Annotated in this window: 16 protein-coding genes; 11 read left to right on the forward strand and 5 right to left on the reverse strand. The window is 41.1% G+C overall.

All coding sequences use genetic code 11. The features are described from left to right. Nucleotides 1–115: 115 nt before the first annotated feature. The 5 genes from L2703_RS05610 to L2703_RS05630 all read left to right on the forward strand — a co-directional run bounded on the left by L2703_RS05610 (nucleotide 116) and on the right by L2703_RS05630 (nucleotide 5235). Nucleotides 116–883: a hypothetical protein gene (locus tag L2703_RS05610; RefSeq protein WP_248970146.1), complete on the forward strand. Its 768-nt coding sequence runs from the start codon at nucleotides 116–118 to the stop codon at nucleotides 881–883. Nucleotides 884–962: 79 nt separating this feature from the next. Continuing rightward, nucleotides 963–2267 carry an ABC transporter substrate-binding protein gene (locus L2703_RS05615; RefSeq protein ID WP_248970243.1) on the forward strand — a complete coding sequence of 435 codons (1305 nt, stop codon included), beginning with the start codon at nucleotides 963–965 and terminating at the stop codon, nucleotides 2265–2267. Nucleotides 2268–2492: 225 nt separating this feature from the next. Continuing rightward, nucleotides 2493–3365, forward strand: coding sequence for a carbohydrate ABC transporter permease (locus L2703_RS05620; RefSeq protein ID WP_248970147.1), 873 nt, complete (start codon nucleotides 2493–2495; stop codon nucleotides 3363–3365). Between the two features lie 3 nt (nucleotides 3366–3368). Then, entirely contained in the window at nucleotides 3369–4199 is an 831-nt protein-coding gene (locus L2703_RS05625; RefSeq protein WP_248970148.1) for a carbohydrate ABC transporter permease, read from the forward strand. A 10-nt stretch (nucleotides 4200–4209) separates the two neighbouring features. Further along, a complete protein-coding gene (locus tag L2703_RS05630) occupies nucleotides 4210–5235 on the forward strand; it encodes an ABC transporter ATP-binding protein (protein WP_248970149.1) in 1026 nt (341 codons plus the stop codon). A 340-nt stretch (nucleotides 5236–5575) separates the two neighbouring features. On the opposite strand, the gene L2703_RS05635 is transcribed toward L2703_RS05630, so the two are convergent. The 3 genes from L2703_RS05635 to L2703_RS05645 form a co-directional block, all read right to left on the reverse strand. Then, on the reverse strand, nucleotides 5576–6601 hold the full coding sequence (locus L2703_RS05635; RefSeq protein ID WP_248970150.1) for an NAD(P)H-hydrate dehydratase: 1026 nt from the start codon (nucleotides 6599–6601) through the stop codon (nucleotides 5576–5578). Nucleotides 6602–6828: 227 nt separating this feature from the next. Continuing rightward, complete coding sequence (locus L2703_RS05640; RefSeq protein ID WP_248970151.1) at nucleotides 6829–7989, reverse strand: MFS transporter; 1161 nt, start codon at nucleotides 7987–7989, stop codon at nucleotides 6829–6831. 28 nt (nucleotides 7990–8017) lie between these two features. After that, nucleotides 8018–8674: a peroxiredoxin-like family protein gene (locus L2703_RS05645; RefSeq protein WP_248970152.1), complete on the reverse strand. Its 657-nt coding sequence runs from the start codon at nucleotides 8672–8674 to the stop codon at nucleotides 8018–8020. Between the two features lie 118 nt (nucleotides 8675–8792). Here L2703_RS05645 and L2703_RS05650 point away from each other — a divergent pair, with 118 nt between their 5' ends. Both L2703_RS05650 and L2703_RS05655 read left to right on the forward strand, forming a co-directional pair. Continuing rightward, nucleotides 8793–9701 carry a LysR family transcriptional regulator gene (locus L2703_RS05650; RefSeq protein WP_248970153.1) on the forward strand — a complete coding sequence of 303 codons (909 nt, stop codon included), beginning with the start codon at nucleotides 8793–8795 and terminating at the stop codon, nucleotides 9699–9701. A gap of 133 nt (nucleotides 9702–9834) precedes the next feature. After that, entirely contained in the window at nucleotides 9835–10959 is a 1125-nt protein-coding gene (locus tag L2703_RS05655) for an acyltransferase family protein (RefSeq protein WP_248970154.1), read from the forward strand. Between the two features lie 32 nt (nucleotides 10960–10991). Here the strand turns inward: L2703_RS05655 and L2703_RS05660 are convergent, their stop codons facing one another. Continuing rightward, nucleotides 10992–12209, reverse strand: coding sequence for a cyclic di-GMP phosphodiesterase (locus tag L2703_RS05660; protein WP_248970155.1), 1218 nt, complete (start codon nucleotides 12207–12209; stop codon nucleotides 10992–10994). Nucleotides 12210–12801: 592 nt separating this feature from the next. Between L2703_RS05660 and L2703_RS05665 the strand changes: the two genes are divergently transcribed. Together L2703_RS05665 and L2703_RS05670 are read left to right on the forward strand one after the other, a co-directional pair. Next, the gene (locus tag L2703_RS05665; RefSeq protein WP_248970156.1) at nucleotides 12802–13671 is read left to right on the forward strand and encodes an AraC family transcriptional regulator; all 870 of its coding nucleotides are present in this window, start codon (nucleotides 12802–12804) and stop codon (nucleotides 13669–13671) included. Between the two features lie 95 nt (nucleotides 13672–13766). After that, on the forward strand, nucleotides 13767–14687 hold the full coding sequence (locus L2703_RS05670) for a nuclear transport factor 2 family protein (RefSeq protein ID WP_428848646.1): 921 nt from the start codon (nucleotides 13767–13769) through the stop codon (nucleotides 14685–14687). 85 nt (nucleotides 14688–14772) lie between these two features. On the opposite strand, the gene L2703_RS05675 is transcribed toward L2703_RS05670, so the two are convergent. After that, nucleotides 14773–15654: a LysR family transcriptional regulator gene (locus tag L2703_RS05675; protein ID WP_248970157.1), complete on the reverse strand. Its 882-nt coding sequence runs from the start codon at nucleotides 15652–15654 to the stop codon at nucleotides 14773–14775. Between the two features lie 85 nt (nucleotides 15655–15739). On the opposite strand from L2703_RS05675, the gene L2703_RS05680 reads away from it, so the two are divergent. Together L2703_RS05680 and L2703_RS05685 are read left to right on the forward strand one after the other, a co-directional pair. Further along, nucleotides 15740–16168 carry a PACE efflux transporter gene (locus L2703_RS05680; RefSeq protein WP_248970158.1) on the forward strand — a complete coding sequence of 143 codons (429 nt, stop codon included), beginning with the start codon at nucleotides 15740–15742 and terminating at the stop codon, nucleotides 16166–16168. Between the two features lie 169 nt (nucleotides 16169–16337). Continuing rightward, complete coding sequence (locus L2703_RS05685; RefSeq protein WP_248970159.1) at nucleotides 16338–16751, forward strand: phospholipase; 414 nt, start codon at nucleotides 16338–16340, stop codon at nucleotides 16749–16751. Nucleotides 16752–17013 lie beyond the last annotated feature (262 nt).

Consider the following 17013-nt stretch of genomic DNA (forward strand, 5'->3'; position numbering starts at 1 on the left):
AAATTGTGACGTAAATGAGCGTTAATGATTTTTTATCGGGCATAAATTTCTACTACTGAGAGCGTTTTCGTTCTAAAAGTAATTTAATAACAATACTTATAAAAAAGGTTTTACTATGTTTAATAATATTAAAAGAAAATTAGTAATTACGTCTGTCGCATTAACAACTTGTATGGGTATGCAAGCTCAGGCTCAAGAAGGTGGGGAGTGGGATTTAGGCTTTGGTCTTAAAACAAATCATTTATGGCATGGCTTTATTGTTACTGATGGGGTAATGACAGCAGCCTCGCTTGAATATAAAACAGCAGATAAGAAAACCACTTTTGGTCTCTGGGGTGGCGGCTCATTTAATGGTGAGTTCAAAGAGTTTACTTATTACGTGTCACACAAGTTTACCGACAATTTCTATGTTGAAGTTGTTAACCATGGTAATCACTCATCGATTCCTGATGGCGAAGTTGATATTTTCGATTATTCGTCAGATCCATCTAAAACCGGCAATTTTACTGACATTGGTGTTGGTTATACCTTTGAAGGCAGTACACCAATTTCTGTTTATTATTCGGTTATTGTGCAAGGTATCGACAAGTTTGAAGATGAAGATACTGGCAAAAATGAGCGCGCTTACACCAACTATATCGAAGTGTCTGCCCCTGTGTGGAAAGGCGTTGATGGCGATAGCGTAAAAGCCTTTGTCGGTGGTGCCTTTTCTCCAGTTCAAAAACAGAATTTTTACTCTGATGATGCAAACATCAATAACGTTGGCTTTACTTACTATAAAGACCTAACGGTATTAGGTACTACCTTACCTGTATCGGCCACGGCAATGTGGAACCCTGCACTGAACAATGGTGCGCTACAAGTTGCTGTTGATCTTTTCTAATTATTGAAGCATGCGTTAGCCGTGAAGTTCGGCTAGCGCCTTTACTTTTAATTAATTAATACAGGTATTTATTATGTCGATGAAATTATCAGCAGTGGCTGGATGCGCGTTATTATTCAGCACGTCTCTATTGGCCGAAACCATCACTATCGCAACGGTTAACAATGGTGACATGATCACCATGCAAGAGTTAAGCAGCGATTTTACAGCTAAAAACCCCGATATTACCCTCAAATGGGTCACCCTTGAAGAAAACATTTTACGCCAACGAGTCACAACAGACGTTGCGACCCGTGGTGGCCAATATGATGTGATGACCATTGGTACCTACGAGGTGCCGATTTGGGGAAAACAAGGTTGGTTAACAGAGTTAGATAAACTAGGTGAAAATTACGATTTAGATGATTTGTTACCCGCGATTCGCAGTGGTTTAACTGTCGATAACAAATTATTTGCGGCACCATTTTATGGTGAAAGTTCGATGGTGATGTATCGCAAAGATTTAATGCAAAAAGCGGGTCTTGAAATGCCAACAAAACCAAGTTGGGATTTTATTCGTCAAGCCGCTAAAGCCATGACTGACAAAGAAGCAGGTGTATACGGTATTTGTTTGCGCGGTAAAGCGGGTTGGGGCGAAAACGTTGCCTTAATTACTTCAATGTCTAACTCATTCGGTGCCCGTTGGTTTGATGAAAACTGGCAACCACAATTTGACAGCAAAGAATGGCAAGCAACCTTACAGTATTATGTTGAATTGCTTGAAGAGTCGGGCCCTCCAGGTTCTTCAGCTAATGGTTTTAACGAAAACTTAGCGTTATTTCAAACAGGTAAATGTGGTATTTGGATTGATGCAACGGTTGCTGGCGCTTTTGTGACCAATGTGAAAGACTCAGAAGTTGCTGATAAAGTCGGCTTTGCATTAGCACCAGATAATGGCTTAGGTAAGCGTGGTAATTGGCTGTGGGCTTGGACCTTAGCTGTGCCGAAAAGCAGCACTAAATCGGATGCAGCCATGAAGTTTATTAGCTGGGCGACATCAAAAGAGTATTCGGCGTTAGTGGCAGAGAAAAAAGGCTGGGCAAAAGTGCCACCAGGAACCCGTGCGTCATTGTATGACAATCCTGAGTACATAAAAGCCGCTCCTTTTGCGCAAATTACTCTAGAGTCTATTCAATCTGCCGATCCAATTAATCCTACGGTTAAACCGGTTCCTTACGTGGGTATTCAGTTTGTGGCGATTCCTGAGTTTCAAGGAATTGGTACTGCGGTAGGGCAACAATTTTCAGCGGCTTTAACGGGGCAACTTACCGTAAAACAAGCGCTAGAAAGTTCACAACGTTTAGTTGAACGTGCAATGAAAAAAGCGCGTTACCCTAAAAAATAAATCTGTATTGATAACGGATAAGTGGTGAACACTTATCCGTTTTTAGTATTTCACTTCAGGTTAAATCAGCAATAAAAGCCTTAGGTTAAACTATAGTTTGACCTGACTAGCATAAAATTTGCCATGATATTTATCCCTTATTAAAAAGATAACAAGGGGAATAACAGTGAGTTTGATGTTTATTGTGTGACTTGATCCGAAGTTGTTTATCAAAAGGTCTAGGTTATGGCTACGACAAATTCACGCTCGCTTGCTCGGTTGATGTTATTCCCATCAGTGTTACTACTGTTGGCTTGGATGATCGTACCGCTATGCATGACGTTGTACTTTTCATTTTTAGATTACAATTTGTTAACCCCCGGTAATGATGAATTCATTGGGTTTGTTAACTATGAATTCTTTTTAACTGATCCGGCTTTTATCGAATCGTTTTTTAATACGCTGCTATTAGTCACTGGCGTGCTGTTTATTACCCTGGTTGGCGGTATTGGCTTGGCGGTGTTATTAGACCAAGCGATTTGGGGCCGAAACTATGTGCGTATTATGGTGTTGGCACCCTTTTTTGTGATGCCTACTGTGTCTGCATTGGTTTGGAAAAACATGTTGATGAACCCTGTTAATGGGTTGTTTGCTCACTTTGCGACATGGATTGGTGTCGATCCAATTGATTTTTTTGCTCAAATGCCGTTGTTTTCTATCATTATTATTGTGTCTTGGCAGTGGTTGCCTTTTGCGGCATTAATCTTGTTAACTGCAATTCAGTCGCTTGACCGTGAGCAACTAGAAGCCGCCGACTTAGATGGTGCAGGGCCTATTAGTAAGTTTTTATACATAGTGCTGCCGCATTTATCACGCGCAATTACTGCTGTTATTTTGATTGAAACAATATTTTTATTGTCTATTTTTGCCGAAATATTGGTCACAACCAGTGGCGGTCCCGGATATGCATCAACCAACATTACTTACCTTATCTACACTCAGTCTTTACTGCAGTTTGATGTGGGTGGTGGTTCTGCTGGTGGTATTGTTGCGGTGATCCTTGCCAACATTGTGTCGATTTTCTTAATGCGTTTAATCGGTAAAAATTTGGAGGGTTAAACTATGGCTATTAACAAAAGCAATAAGTCAAAGTTCATTTATACCATTTTAGCTTGGGGTATCAGTGGCTTAATATTTTTTCCGATTTTATGGACAATACTAACCAGTTTTAAAACCGAGGCTGAAGCGATTTCTGCGAGCCCAAGTTTATTGATGTTTGATTGGACATTAGAAAACTATCGAGATGTGCTTGCTCGTTCTCCATATTTCGACCATTTTTGGAACTCTGTCGTTATTTCATTGGGCTCAAGTTTATTGGGATTGCTGATAGCCATTCCTGCGGCATGGTCTATGGCGTTTGTACAAAATAAACGCACTAAAAATCTGTTGATGTGGATGTTATCAACCAAAATGCTGCCTCCTGTTGGCGTGCTTATTCCGATTTACATGCTGTTTCGCGATTTTGACTTGCTTGACACTAAAATTGGATTAGTGATTGTGATGACCCTGATCAATCTCCCTATCATGGTATGGATGCTCTATACCTACTTTAGAGAGATCCCGAATGAAATTTTAGAAGCATCGAGAATGGATGGTGCCAATATTATTGATGAAATCTTTCATGTGTTATTACCAATAGCGTTACCCGGTATTGCATCGACCTTGTTACTTAACGTCATTTTAGCCTGGAATGAGGCGTTTTGGTCGTTGATCCTTACTGCTGCAAATGCTGCACCATTAACGGCATTTATTGCCAGTTATTCCAGCCCTGAAGGGTTATTTTATGCCAAGTTGTCTGCTGCCTCTGCAATGGCCATTGTGCCGATTTTAATACTTGGTTGGTTTAGTCAAAAACAATTAGTGCGTGGGCTGAGTTTCGGCGCAGTAAAATAGGAGAATTCAAATGGGTAGCATTACATTAAAACAAGTGACAAAAAGTTTTGGCAAAGTGAACGTGATTAAACCAATTGATCTTGAGATTAAAGATGGTGAGTTTATTGTGTTTGTTGGGCCTTCTGGCTGTGGTAAATCGACACTTTTACGCATGATTGCAGGGCTAGAAGATACCACGAGTGGCACCATTGAAATTGACGGTAAAGATGCCACAGATACGCCGCCTTCTAAGCGTGGCTTAGCGATGGTGTTTCAGTCTTATGCTTTGTATCCGCACATGTCTGTGCGAAATAATATCGCATTTCCGCTTAAACAGGCCAAAATGAGCCCTGAAGAAATTGAAACGAAAATTGCAAATGCGGCAAAGATATTAAACCTAGACACTTACCTTGACCGTAAACCAGGACAACTTTCTGGTGGCCAACGTCAACGTGTCGCAATTGGTAGAGCGATTGTTCGTCAACCGTCGGCTTTTTTGTTTGATGAACCTTTATCAAACTTAGATGCTTCTTTGCGGGTCAACATGCGTTTAGAGATATCTGAACTGCATAAGAGTTTAGCTACAACCATGGTTTATGTCACACATGATCAGGTCGAGGCGATGACAATGGCAGATCGCATTGCGGTATTTAATGCCGGGATTATTGAACAAGTCGGTACGCCTCTAGAATTATATAATAAACCGGTTAACCAGTTTGTTGCAGGCTTTATTGGCTCACCTAAAATGAACTTTATGAATGTAAAATCTGCTGATAATAATCCTACCGCGACCATAGGTGTTCGCCCAGAACATCTTGTTATTTCAAAAGACAGCGGTATGTGGCATGGAACTGTTGGTGTTATTGAACATCTCGGGTCAGAAACCTTTTTGCATGTTCACATTGAAAGCGGTGATACCTTGACGGTACGTGCGGACGGTAATTGTGACATTCAATATGGTGACAAGGTATACCTTAATGCCTCGCCAGACAAAGTGTTACACTTTGATGCAAATGGACTCACTTTGCCATTAGAAGCGGCCTTAAAAACGGCATAATTAACCCTGCGGTGTAAGGGGGAATGAAAAGCTCATCAGAAATGGTGAGCTTTTTTGTTAGTATTTTTAGTTGAGTAACCTCAGCTCTGGATAATAAATGCCTTTCAAACAGTCCTTTGCCCTGCTCACAGCGTTGAATCGACTTACAATAGGCTAGCTATTGACGCGTCAATTCGCCTTGTTAGCAGAACAAATGACAAGCTTGAAAGTGATAATGGGTAACATGTTGATTTTAAATAGTATAAGTTCATCCCTTATCCCGAGCTCAGGTTAAGTATATAAATCGCAGCGAGTGACTGTTAAAAAATGCAAGTACGATACAAACTTGAAGCATTTAAATTTACAGCGTTAATAAGTGTTTGATAGCTTTTGGGATATAGTCAATGAGATCACTGGCAAGCACGCAATAGTTACTGACATCACTTGCGGCTAAATCACCACATAAACCATGTAAAAACACCCCAAGACATGCGGCATTAAATGGGCTCATGCCTTGGGCGCAGCATCCGCCAATCATTCCTGTTAACACATCTCCCGTGCCAGCTTTGGCCAGTGCATTGTTACCTGTTGGGTTAATAAAGGTGGAGTCTCCATTGCTTATCACGCTATGGTGACCTTTTAATACCACAACAGCGCGAAATTGTTGTGCAGCCTTTGTTGCGTAGTGCACACGATCGGCCTGGATTGCTGCAACGTCTATATTCAGTAGGCGCGCCAATTCTTTAGGATGTGGGGTAATAATACTGTTTTTGGGAAAGAGTAATGGTGTGTTGGATTGACGTGGAGGCTGATGTAATCGATGACTCATAAAATTGAGCGCATCAGCGTCAAATACCATACTTTGGCTACGTGTTTGTAGTGCGCCAAGTAAGGCAAAGAAAAAACCATGATTGCCCTCTGCAATTTCCATATTGCTGGTTTGTGTCGCTGAGGCGATATACTCATCTTTACTCTGAGCAATACTTAAGCCACTGCCCACAGTGATAACCGATGCTTTCTCTAATAAGGTGTGTATTTGCGTTAACGCTTTTACATCGATTGACTCAGTATCGATAGACTGTAGTCCAAAAGACATAGACTCAGGCATAGTTGGATTTATCTTGGCATAGACAATTGGGCGAGTTAACAAGGGATGCATAACAATATTGGGTGTTAATCCACTCACGCTTTGACAAACCCCGGGGCTACTAGCCAAGGTCACATAACCTGCACCCATACGCAGTGCCGCCACGCTCGACAAATAAGCCGCACCTCGATAATGTATTGAGCCTGCAATATTAAGCACATGACCAAATGTCAATTTATGGCTATTGTCTTGTCGAGGCGGTAAAAGTGTTTTGATGTATTGTGTTGAGAGTATTTGCATTTTTACCGTCCCTTATATTTACCCCTTTTGTAAACATATCACATGGGTGGTAAAAAATTGTGCGCTAGAACAAAAAATGACAACATAACAATATGTTGTCATTTTAGGCAGCGTGAAGGTGTTGATTTGTCGCAAAGATACGCTGATTTTACCGCGGTGTTTAATCCGTTAGTCGACTCTGAACGACAGTGACACCGCGTCAGAAATGAAGAGTGCTTATCAGCATTTTATTTTGCGGTCAATCTGTTAACGGCTTTAGTGTCGCTATATTGCATTACACTTAATCCCAAAACCACTAGGCTGGCAAGTAAGGCGCTTGCGTAAAAACGGGCGGTAGTATCACCTGGAATAAATTCAACAAACGAGGTGATAAACTGACCGCCAAATACCGCCATGGCAAAGAAAGACAGGTTTTTTCCTCTGGCGTTGGCTGGGCTTTTTTCCACTGTCATGTGATTAAGTAACGGGATCGTAAAACCAAAGCCCATTCCTGCAAAAACAGCACCAATAAATAACACTGTTAAGCTTTGTGCGTTGGCAAAGCATAAGTGTGCAACGGCAAAAGCTGCAAACGCTACACTTAACAGAGCTATCACGCCAATGAGTTTGCTTATTTTAGGCATGAATAGGGCAGAAACTACCGCCACTAATGACAAAAAGGCCAGTAATGTACCCACTTGATCTTCATGATAACCTTGCTTAGCCATGCTATTGGGTAACACAACAATGGCAGTAAAAAATACTACCATGGCTAAAGTGGCAAACAGGTAAACATGGTTTAGCGACAATCCTTGATTCACGTGGTGATCGTCACTATTTGATTCTGGTCTCTGGGTTGGGTGTTTACGCGGTACAAATAACACAAGCAATAACAAAAACAGCCAAGCTGCTAAATATAAACTTAAGGGATACGCCCAGTGAAGACTTGCTAATTTACCCCCTAAAAAGAGAAACAAGACTCCACCTAATTCAATGGCCATACCTTGTTTAGCAATCATTTTTAAACGCTCGTTTCCGGCGTACCACTGCGAAATTAATACCGTACTGCTTGCCATGACCAATGCGGTTATGCCCCCCAAGAGAATACGGTTTGACAATACCCACCAAGGACCGTGTAGCCAATACACGCTAAAGCCAAGGAAGCCATAAAGCAGCAAGCCCAATATTAAGGCCTGATAAGCGCCAAAGGTATCTATTGCTTTACCTGCAAAAGGGGCAAAAAGCACTGCCCCTAATGCTGGAAACGTAACCAGCCATACCGAATAGTCATTAATATCTAAAGCGTTTGATATGCTTAATAAACCAGGTGTTACAACAGCACCGACCATAATAGTGAGGCTGGCAATACACAGTAGGGCAACGCTGCCCAGTGCAGATAAACGAGTCATGTTGTGTCCTAATATCCTTGGGTCTTTGCTAGGCGTTTTTCAGTTTGCACAGTGCATTGATAATATCGTCGGGCTCTGAGCGGGTGCGGTAATCAACATCCACAAAGCGCCAGGTCACTTTGCCTTCGCGGTTAATCACAAACGTTGCCGGGATGGGTAATATCTTGCTGTTGCCATTATTAATGGCCTCTAAGTCCAGCTCGCGATCTACGCGCATATGCTCACTCAAAAACTCAGGAACCTGCCAGGCGACGCCAAATTGCGCTGCGACTGTTGCATCTTGATCCGATAGCACCTCAAAATCCAACTTGCTGATTTCATCTTGAGTCATTGTACCGTCGGGTATTTGCGGGCTAATCGCAACAAGCTGGGCGCCGAGGGCGTTAAAATCACTCAAGCGTGCTTGCAATGCCCGCAGTTGTAAATTGCAATATGGGCACCAACTGCCACGGTAAAATGTCACCACCACAGGGCCTTTTTGCAATAAATTAGCCAATGAAATGGTTTGTCCATTGGCATTAGGCAGTGAAAATTGAGGCGCTGTTTGTGCAAGTTTTAACGCGTCGTTACCTTGTAGAAACGATTTTGATTGAGCAATGATGTCGTCTACTTTTTGCATAAACGCAGGATTTTTTTGTCTTCCTTCTGCGATTTTCGCATCGGTTTGCTGTTGTAAGCTTTGCATGGTGTTTCCTCTCTTTTACAGCCTTAAATCAGATTGCTTGTAGAATAAACACAATGGATCTATAACAAAAATGTTATTATTTTATAGAATCTATACAAATTATGTATTTGAGGTGGTTGTGGACATTAAAACATTAAAGAGTTTTATTAGCGTTGCGGTACATCAGAGTTTTTCAGCTGCCGCGCGCGAACTCAACACGGTACAGCCTGCCATTAGCCGACATATCGCCATGCTTGAAGACGAGCTTGGAGTGGCGCTGTTTATTCGTAACTCGCGCGAAGTCATCATTACCAGCGCAGGTGAGCAGTTACTGCATGACGCAAAACAAATTATTGCCTTAGCTGATAAAGCCAAAGATCAGGTTAAGCGCGCGCAACAAGGGCAGATGGGCGAGTTAAACATTGCCTATTTAAGTTCAGCTTGTTTAAGTTTTATGGCAGATCTTATTCGTGATTATTCTGAGCATCACCCTGATGTGCATGTCAGTTTATTTGAGATGACCGCGACAGAACAAATAGAAGCATTTAAGCATAATCAAATTGATGTCGGTTTTTCTCGGCCATTACCAACAGGGATCCAAGATGAATTTATCAGTACCGATATCTATATCGACAAGCTCGTTGCCGTTGTCGGAGCACACCACCCGTTAGCCCAATACACTGAGATTGCGTTGAGCCAGTTACAGCAACAAAAATTAATTATATTCCATCGAGATGAAGCCGTCGGCTTGTTTGATGACACTATTATGTTGTGTAAACAAGCTGGGTTTTCAGCCAATATTGTGAGCCAGCCTCGGCATATGCAAACCTTACTCACCGAGGTGGCCGCGGGGTTAGGCGTGGCTATTGCGCCGTATTGTATTAGTAAATTATACCGCCAAGGTTGCCATTTTTTAACGCTTACTGATGCGCATAAATCCATTGCGACACAGTTGCATGTCAAGTCAACTAATCACAGTGCTACGGTCGATGCTTTTGTGGCGCTTGTCATCGCTAATCAACCAAGCATTGCAAAAGGTATGGCCTAGTAAAAATCGGGCTTTTTGTTGCCGTATGCCACTCGTGCCCTAAAATAGCCTTAATAGTATTTTATTGCTGATATTGATCACTACACCAACACGGCATACTTCTACACGAATAAGCCAGAGGAAGGCATTGATTATGGACAAGGCTTTACCCCAAAGTAGACGCTATTGTGAACTTGATTGGTTACGGGTGATATTGATTTTTGCTGTTTTTCTGCATCATGTCTTTATGCCATTCAATGGTGATGACTGGCATGTCATGAACAATGAGTCCAGCAAAGTGCTTGATGACATAATGGTTTATTTCGAACAGCTGAGGCTGCAAACGTTATTTTTTATCGCAGGGGCCGGTAGTTTATTGTTACTGCAAAAAATGTCGGCAAAGTCATTTATGATCAGTAAATTTCATCGGTTATTTATACCATTGCTGGTGGGGATGATATTGATTGTACCGCCGCAAAACTATATCGAAAATATCGCCGATTATGATTCGTTTTTATCAGCCTACGGTCAGCTCATGCTGTCGTTTGATACCAACCACTTATGGTTTATCGAATTTCTGCTGGTATTTATGCTACTGGCCATTCCTTTTAAACACTTTTTAGCCAGTAAGATAGGCAAAAGTTGGCTCAATTGGCTTGAGCGATTAAGTCAGTTTAAATGGGGGTTACTGGCGTTAGTTATCGTGTTGGCACTGATCCGAGGCTGGGCAAAATACCTGATGCCCGATGACAGTCATCATATTGAAAACCTGTCTCTGAGCGTGTTTTATGTGTTTTTCTTTTTTGCAGGCATGAGTTTTATGCAGCGTGCGCGTGTTTGGCAAACATTGGCTTTGCATCGGCGCACCTATTTAATCAGTTTACTTATTAGCACGTTACTGTTTTATGCCTACTATTACTCGCCAGACTTAAGTGGGTATTTGTCGTTAACGGCTCGCTGGCAGATTTGGTGGTTTATGTGCTGTTTAGTGTCGTGGTCTGGATTATTGACCATGGTCGGATTTGCCAGTGCGTATCTTAACAAAACCCCCATCTGGCTGAAGCAAACCAATGAACTCATTTATCCATTTTATATTTTGCATCAAACGGTCATTGTGCTGTTGGCGTTTTATATTGTGCAGTGGCAGGCAGGGATCATGGTAAAATCGTTCAGTTTACTTGTAAGCAGCATGATCATTTGTGCCGCGCTGTGCTACTGGGTAATCAAACCTTTTAACCTGATAGGTTACTTATTTGGTCTAAAAAAGGGCACTCGTTAGCATGAAAACAGCTAAGACTTTGTGCGCTCGAGTTAACCTTCGTGTGCCAGAAACTCGATAATTTGTTCCATATTAAGATTGTAATCGTCAGCCCGAACACATTTTACAATCAGATCGTCGGTGACGGTGGCCAGGTCAATTTTCTGGCCTGCTTCAAAATGATCTGGCTTTAAATGGTAGAACGGTTTTACTAAGGGGCGGATAGGATCTTTAGGGTTATGGCCTTCAACAATGGCCAATCTGTTAGATTCTAATTGCACCACTGACCCGACAGGGTAAACCCCCATACAGCGAATAAATTGATCGACTAGCTCCTTGTCGAGTTCATTTTTATCGGCCAGTGCGCGTAATATGCTAAAGGCTTTGACTTGAGCATATCCTTGTTTATAACAACGGTGCGAGGTCAGTGCATCAAAGATGTCACAGATGCTAATCATTCTTCCGTACAGTGTGATTTTTTCAGCAGGTACCCCAAAAGGGTAGCCTTGGCCATTGAGTTTTTCATGGTGCAAACTGGCAACTTCTAAACTTAATGGACTAATGCCTGGGGTGTTTTTCATTATTTCAATTGAATAACTGGCATGAGTTTTCATGATATGAAACTCTTCATCGGTGAGTTTGTCGGGTTTATTTAAAATCCGATCGGGGATCATGATTTTACCCACATCATGTAAAAATGCGCCTACGGCTAATTGATTCACAATGTCTTTGTCTATTTTTTTATAAACAGCAAACATGGTCATTAATACAGACACAGATACCGAGTGTTCCAATAAATATTCGTCTTTATTACGTATGTTAATCACGCACGATAAGGCATTGGGATTATTAAAGATAAGATCGGTCGATTCGGTGGTAATTTTTTGAACAGGCCCCATGTCCAACGGCAAACCATGCTGCGCATTGTGGAATAGCTTTTTCTGAATATCTTTTGACTCGTTAAATACCTGGCGTGCTCTAACGATTTCTTGATTGAAAAAATTAGGCTTTGTTGCTGGTCGAGCGGGCAAGATTTGACGAGATGGCGGTGCTTTCTGTGTTGTAATGCTGGTGGTCGTTTGTTCAGTAATGACTTCTGTTTTACTCGTATCAATTAATAGCTTAGTGACGGATTTACGCTTTAATGCTTCAATGACACGCTCGTTTTTAAGCACTCCCGGCTTAGTGAGCGAAAACGTATCTTTAGGCTCGGTGATTTCGACCACATACATTCCAACACATACGTCAGTAATGTCATGTTCAATCAGCATAAATCGGTTCCTTGAGGCTACTTATCAACATCAAATATATCAACGGTTTTGTCTATATCTACACGCTATGTTACACGATAACTCATTTGATAAAGCAATATAAGCGAAATCATACGAGGTTACGTTAGCTGTTAGATGAAGCTCAAAAAAGTATTATTTTGTGATGCGAATCAATGGTATTTAGCAACATATCTTTTGAGTCTATGCTGATTTACGCAGGAGATCCATTAGCTTTGAAAAAATGTCATTTTTTTGAAGTATTTTTGCTCAGTTAAAGACAGTTTATACTATTAATACAGTTGGTTAATGATACTAACGTCTTATAATACTCGGTCGTGATTGAATTGATATATTCCTAATCGCTTAACAAAATCGATAGGCATGAAGCGCTAATCATTGATACTTGATGTATTAGTGTATTAGTGTATTAGTGTATTAGTGTATTAGTGTATTGGGGACTGATCACGGTTACTTGTCACAAGCACTGAGATCAGCGGTTAAAAATACTCCTGTGTTAATGATTGTTATCAAGAATTGATAATGCGTAAAATAGTCTAAATAGGCATAGTTTAATTGAAACATTGAGTGTTGTATGACCATTCCTAACATTGGTTTTAATCACGATAAAACTAATCAAGCAGAACTTGAAATTATTGAGCTGTCTGATTTATATACTCGCTCTATGATAGGGCATGATCCACAAACCCCACATCGCGTGTCATTTTTTATGCTGGTTTATATTGAACTCGGTGAGGGCGAACATATGGTTGATTTTAATCATTATCGCTTTGGGCCTGGGTCATTGATTTTTGTGCAGCGTGAACAAGTACATAGTTTTGATTTTTCTGGGCAACCTCAGGGTAAAGTCATACTGTTTACCCAGGCTTTCTTAGATAAAGTGCATGCCAATATGCGCTTGCCTAACTACACGCCTACACATTTAAATCAGCAGCATAACCCTTTATTGCAACTGGACAGCACTCACCATGCACGTAGTCATATTTTAATTGAGCAAATTGAAACTGAAATAAACACGCCTGCCTCAGAACCGCTTATTGTGATGTATTTATTTTCGGCATTAGCCTTGTTGTTAAATCGTTTACGTCCGGCGTTAAGCCAGGGCAACTTATCGGCTGAGCAAAGTAGTAAGTTAGCGCGTTTTTTTAGTTTAATGCAGCAGCATGTTCAACACGTACGCGATGCAAATTGGTATGCAGGCAAAATCCATACAACCTATAAAACCCTCAATCTAATCTGCAAATTGGCAACTGGTTTAACCGCTAAACAGATGATAGATGCCTACACCATTGTTGAAATAAAGCGTCGCCTTGTGGTGAGCAAAACCACGACTCAGCAATTAGCCAATGATTTTGGTTTTGAAGATAGCAGTAACTTTGTTAAATACTTTAAAAATCACACTGAACTGACCCCAAGTCAATTCATGAAACACCATTTGTCTTAACGGTTCGACTTTGACCATTTTAAGGCTCATATACACTCTACTGGCTAACGGCTAAGCCTTATAAACTGTCCTCATTGAAACCAGAGGACTTACCCATGAATACCATTACTAACAAAATCATCGCAGTTAACAGTACCTTGGCAGCACGTAAATCTATTATCAGTGCACTAGTTATAACTGCACTATTTGGTGGTTCCTTAATGTCTGACAACAGCGTTGCGGCAACTGAAACATCTCAAGTTGAAGTCAGTTACAAGCAACAAGTCGTTGAGTTATTGAGCAGTATTGAAACCGGCGACCCAGCACCAATTGGCTATATTAACCCTAACAAATACATTCAACATAACTTAGCGGTTGCTGACGGTTTAGCCGGTTTTGCTGCGGTAATGCAGCAGTTACCTAAAGGCAGCACAAAAGCTCAGGTTAAGCGTGCTTTTCAAGATGGTAACTATGTGTTTACGCACACAGAATATAACTTCTTTGGCCCTGAAGCCGGCTTTGATATTTTCCGCTTTGAAGACGGTAAAATTGTGGAGCATTGGGATAACCTACAAGCCATTGCAGCAGTAAATCCAAGCGGTCATACACAGTTTGATGGCGAAACCAAGGTCACTGATTTAGATAAAACTGAACAAAATAAAGCATTGGTTGCCCGCTTTGTTGATAGTATTTTGATTAAAGGTGAGATGGCCAAAATAGGTCAATTTATTGGTAGTAAAGATAGCGATTATATTCAGCATAACCCTAATATTGGTGACGGCTTAAGTGGCCTAGGCAAAGCCTTAGGTGAGTTAGCTAAAATGGACATGCCAATGGTTGTAAAAACTAATCATAAAGTCCTTGGCGAAGGTAACTTTGTGTTGTCGATTAGTGAAGGCACATTTATGCAGCAACATGTGGCATTTTATGACTTGTTCCGTGTTGAAAATAACATGATTGTGGAACATTGGGACACCATTGAAACCATTCCGGCTCAAACTGACTGGAAAAACAGTAACGGTAAATTTGGTTTTTAATCATCCTACTTAAATGATATACAAGGCCGCGAATTTGTGCGGCCTTTTTTAATGCGGTCATTGATTGGTAATTATGATGTTAGCCCTAGGGTGTAAGTAATTGCCTTAAAGCGTGTCTAAAATGTTTAACCATCGGCTCTAGGCTGTAGCGACTATGCTGAATAACATCAACACTGGCCTGCCAGCCCATATCTTTAAATTCGTTCGGTAACAACACTAATTGGCCACTATTAATATAGTCATTAGCAATATGATTGGGCAGTAAACACCAACCATTGCCCTGTAGTGTTAGTTCAAGCAGCACATAGTAATTGTCTGCGTACCAAATGTTTGGGCTTAAGGCGAGCTGAAAGTCACTCGATTTGTTATTACGCGATCGCATAAGCAATTGTCTGTGCAACTTAAGCTTGGCCGTGTTATTGATGTGTTGTTGGGCTAATGGGTGAGAACTTGCAACATAGATATCAAATTTAACTGATCCAATCGATTCATAATCAATGTGGGAAGGAAGCGATAATTCACTAAAAATAATGCCTGTCACCGCTTTATCTTTATCAATCATGTCGACAATATCGATACTCGACGCCGTAAAAATTTCCAGAGATGTGTTGGGATAGTCCAGTTCTAGTTGATTAACAATACTGGAGAGCTTTTGAAAAGGAATGCCTTCATCTACACCAATAGTGAGCTCAGAAATAAATGGTTTTTCAAGATGTTGCGCACAATAGGTTAACCTTTGGTGCTGTTGTAATAATACTGTGGCATGACGTAGTAGTGTGTTGCCTGCCTGTGTTAATTTCGGATAACGGCCGCTGCGGTCAAATAATGCCACGTTACAGTCTATTTCGAGATTGATGACATGCTGGCTCACTACGGATTGCGCTTTGTTAAGTGACCGCGCTGCGGCTGAAAAAGAGCCGGTTTTAGCGGTTGCTACAAATGCTTCGAGTTGATCAATGCTATACATATCGTTTTTCCAGATGGTATATAACTATTTTGTATCCATATATTGGATGATAATAAGGCAAACGTCACCAATAATTGAGTTCAGTATGCTAAGAAAAGAGAGAATATTTCACGCGGTGTTTTTTGAAATATTGGCTGTCGCTATTATTGTCCCTGTGAGCGCAGTATTAATGGAGAAAAGCACCACAGATATGCTGATAGTCAGTATTGGTTTGTCACTTTTTGCTGTGATGTGGAATTATATCTACAACAGTTGGTTCGACAAGCTATTGGGTAGCGACCGAATTAATCGCACATTATCAATCCGTATTGTGCATGCGATGTGTTTTGAAGGCGGCATGCTAGTGGCAACGCTTCCAGCAGTTTCTTGGTATTTATCGTTAACTCTCATTGATACCATGATGCTCGAAGGTGGCGTTTTGGTGTTTTTCTTTGTTTATACCGCAGCGTTTAATTGGGTATACGATGTGTATCAACCATACCAAAGGTGGTTTGGTAATGCAGTGCATAACTGATCGGTTATACAGGTTACCTTTGATGGCGGTTAAGCCAGTAAAGCATAGGGTATCGTTACACAATGGTGTTTGCTACACATCCCATCGGTTTTCGTATATGACCCGCTTACTCGCTCATGATTAGTGTGGCATCATAATGGGGCTATTTTATTGTTGGGTGCCATATTTTATGCCTTACCGCCAGGTGATTAAGTTAACCATTGTTTTTTTATTAATGCTTACGGCTAACGTTGCACGAGCAACTACTTTGGCTCCCTTTAGCAGTGATGGTTGCAGTGCATTTCCAAATGGCACATTTGAACAAGGTGAGCTTTGGTTAGCCTGTTGTCAAAAACACGACTTTGATTATTGGAAAGGCGGCACTTTTGATGAGCGTTTAGCCTCAGATAAAGCACTAAGAGCGTGTGTAGCACAAGTAGGGCAGCCGCACATTGCATTATTGATGTTAGCGGGTGTGCGAGTTGGTGGGACTCCTTATTTACCTACTCAGTTTCGTTGGGGCTATGGCTGGCCCTATCCAAAAGATTATGGTGAATTAACAGAGGATGAACTTAAGCAAGTAAAACAACTTTCTGGTCAGTGATAGCCTATCTTTAATCTCTTTTTTATTCATCTCCATGTATTTTCTCCTGGGTAAGTAAGCTTGTTTATGCTTTGCTTAGCTAACGCGTGAGCACCTATTTTTGTCACGGTTTTTGTTGCAGACGCTGTAATGATTAATGGTGTCTCTTGTTTTTCTCCCTCTAGATTGTTTTATTTTACCTATTTATCAAATTCTTATAAATTATCCTGTATGAGTTATAGATTGCTTGGTGTGAGTTTATCCGTATTTGTGAATATGACTG

Source organism: Shewanella basaltis (assembly GCF_023283885.1).
Classification (GTDB): Bacteria; Pseudomonadota; Gammaproteobacteria; order Enterobacterales; family Shewanellaceae; genus Shewanella; species Shewanella basaltis.

What these genes read in the sequence shown, in the direction of transcription:
- L2703_RS05615 (WP_248970243.1), top strand. Translation starts at nt 963, where the DNA reads ATGAAATTATCAGCAGTGGCTGGATGCGCGTTATTATTCAGCACGTCT.
- L2703_RS05675 (WP_248970157.1), bottom strand. Translation starts at nt 15,654, where the DNA reads ATGTATAGCATTGATCAACTCGAAGCATTTGTAGCAACCGCTAAAACC.
- L2703_RS05645 (WP_248970152.1), bottom strand. Translation starts at nt 8,674, where the DNA reads ATGCAAAGCTTACAACAGCAAACCGATGCGAAAATCGCAGAAGGAAGA.
- L2703_RS05635 (WP_248970150.1), bottom strand. Translation starts at nt 6,601, where the DNA reads ATGCAAATACTCTCAACACAATACATCAAAACACTTTTACCGCCTCGA.
- L2703_RS05630 (WP_248970149.1), top strand. Translation starts at nt 4,210, where the DNA reads ATGGGTAGCATTACATTAAAACAAGTGACAAAAAGTTTTGGCAAAGTG.
- L2703_RS05670 (WP_428848646.1), top strand. Translation starts at nt 13,767, where the DNA reads ATGAATACCATTACTAACAAAATCATCGCAGTTAACAGTACCTTGGCA.
- L2703_RS05620 (WP_248970147.1), top strand. Translation starts at nt 2,493, where the DNA reads ATGGCTACGACAAATTCACGCTCGCTTGCTCGGTTGATGTTATTCCCA.
- L2703_RS05640 (WP_248970151.1), bottom strand. Translation starts at nt 7,989, where the DNA reads ATGACTCGTTTATCTGCACTGGGCAGCGTTGCCCTACTGTGTATTGCC.
- L2703_RS05610 (WP_248970146.1), top strand. Translation starts at nt 116, where the DNA reads ATGTTTAATAATATTAAAAGAAAATTAGTAATTACGTCTGTCGCATTA.
- L2703_RS05680 (WP_248970158.1), top strand. Translation starts at nt 15,740, where the DNA reads ATGCTAAGAAAAGAGAGAATATTTCACGCGGTGTTTTTTGAAATATTG.
- L2703_RS05655 (WP_248970154.1), top strand. Translation starts at nt 9,835, where the DNA reads ATGGACAAGGCTTTACCCCAAAGTAGACGCTATTGTGAACTTGATTGG.
- L2703_RS05625 (WP_248970148.1), top strand. Translation starts at nt 3,369, where the DNA reads ATGGCTATTAACAAAAGCAATAAGTCAAAGTTCATTTATACCATTTTA.
- L2703_RS05665 (WP_248970156.1), top strand. Translation starts at nt 12,802, where the DNA reads ATGACCATTCCTAACATTGGTTTTAATCACGATAAAACTAATCAAGCA.
- L2703_RS05660 (WP_248970155.1), bottom strand. Translation starts at nt 12,209, where the DNA reads ATGCTGATTGAACATGACATTACTGACGTATGTGTTGGAATGTATGTG.
- L2703_RS05685 (WP_248970159.1), top strand. Translation starts at nt 16,338, where the DNA reads ATGCCTTACCGCCAGGTGATTAAGTTAACCATTGTTTTTTTATTAATG.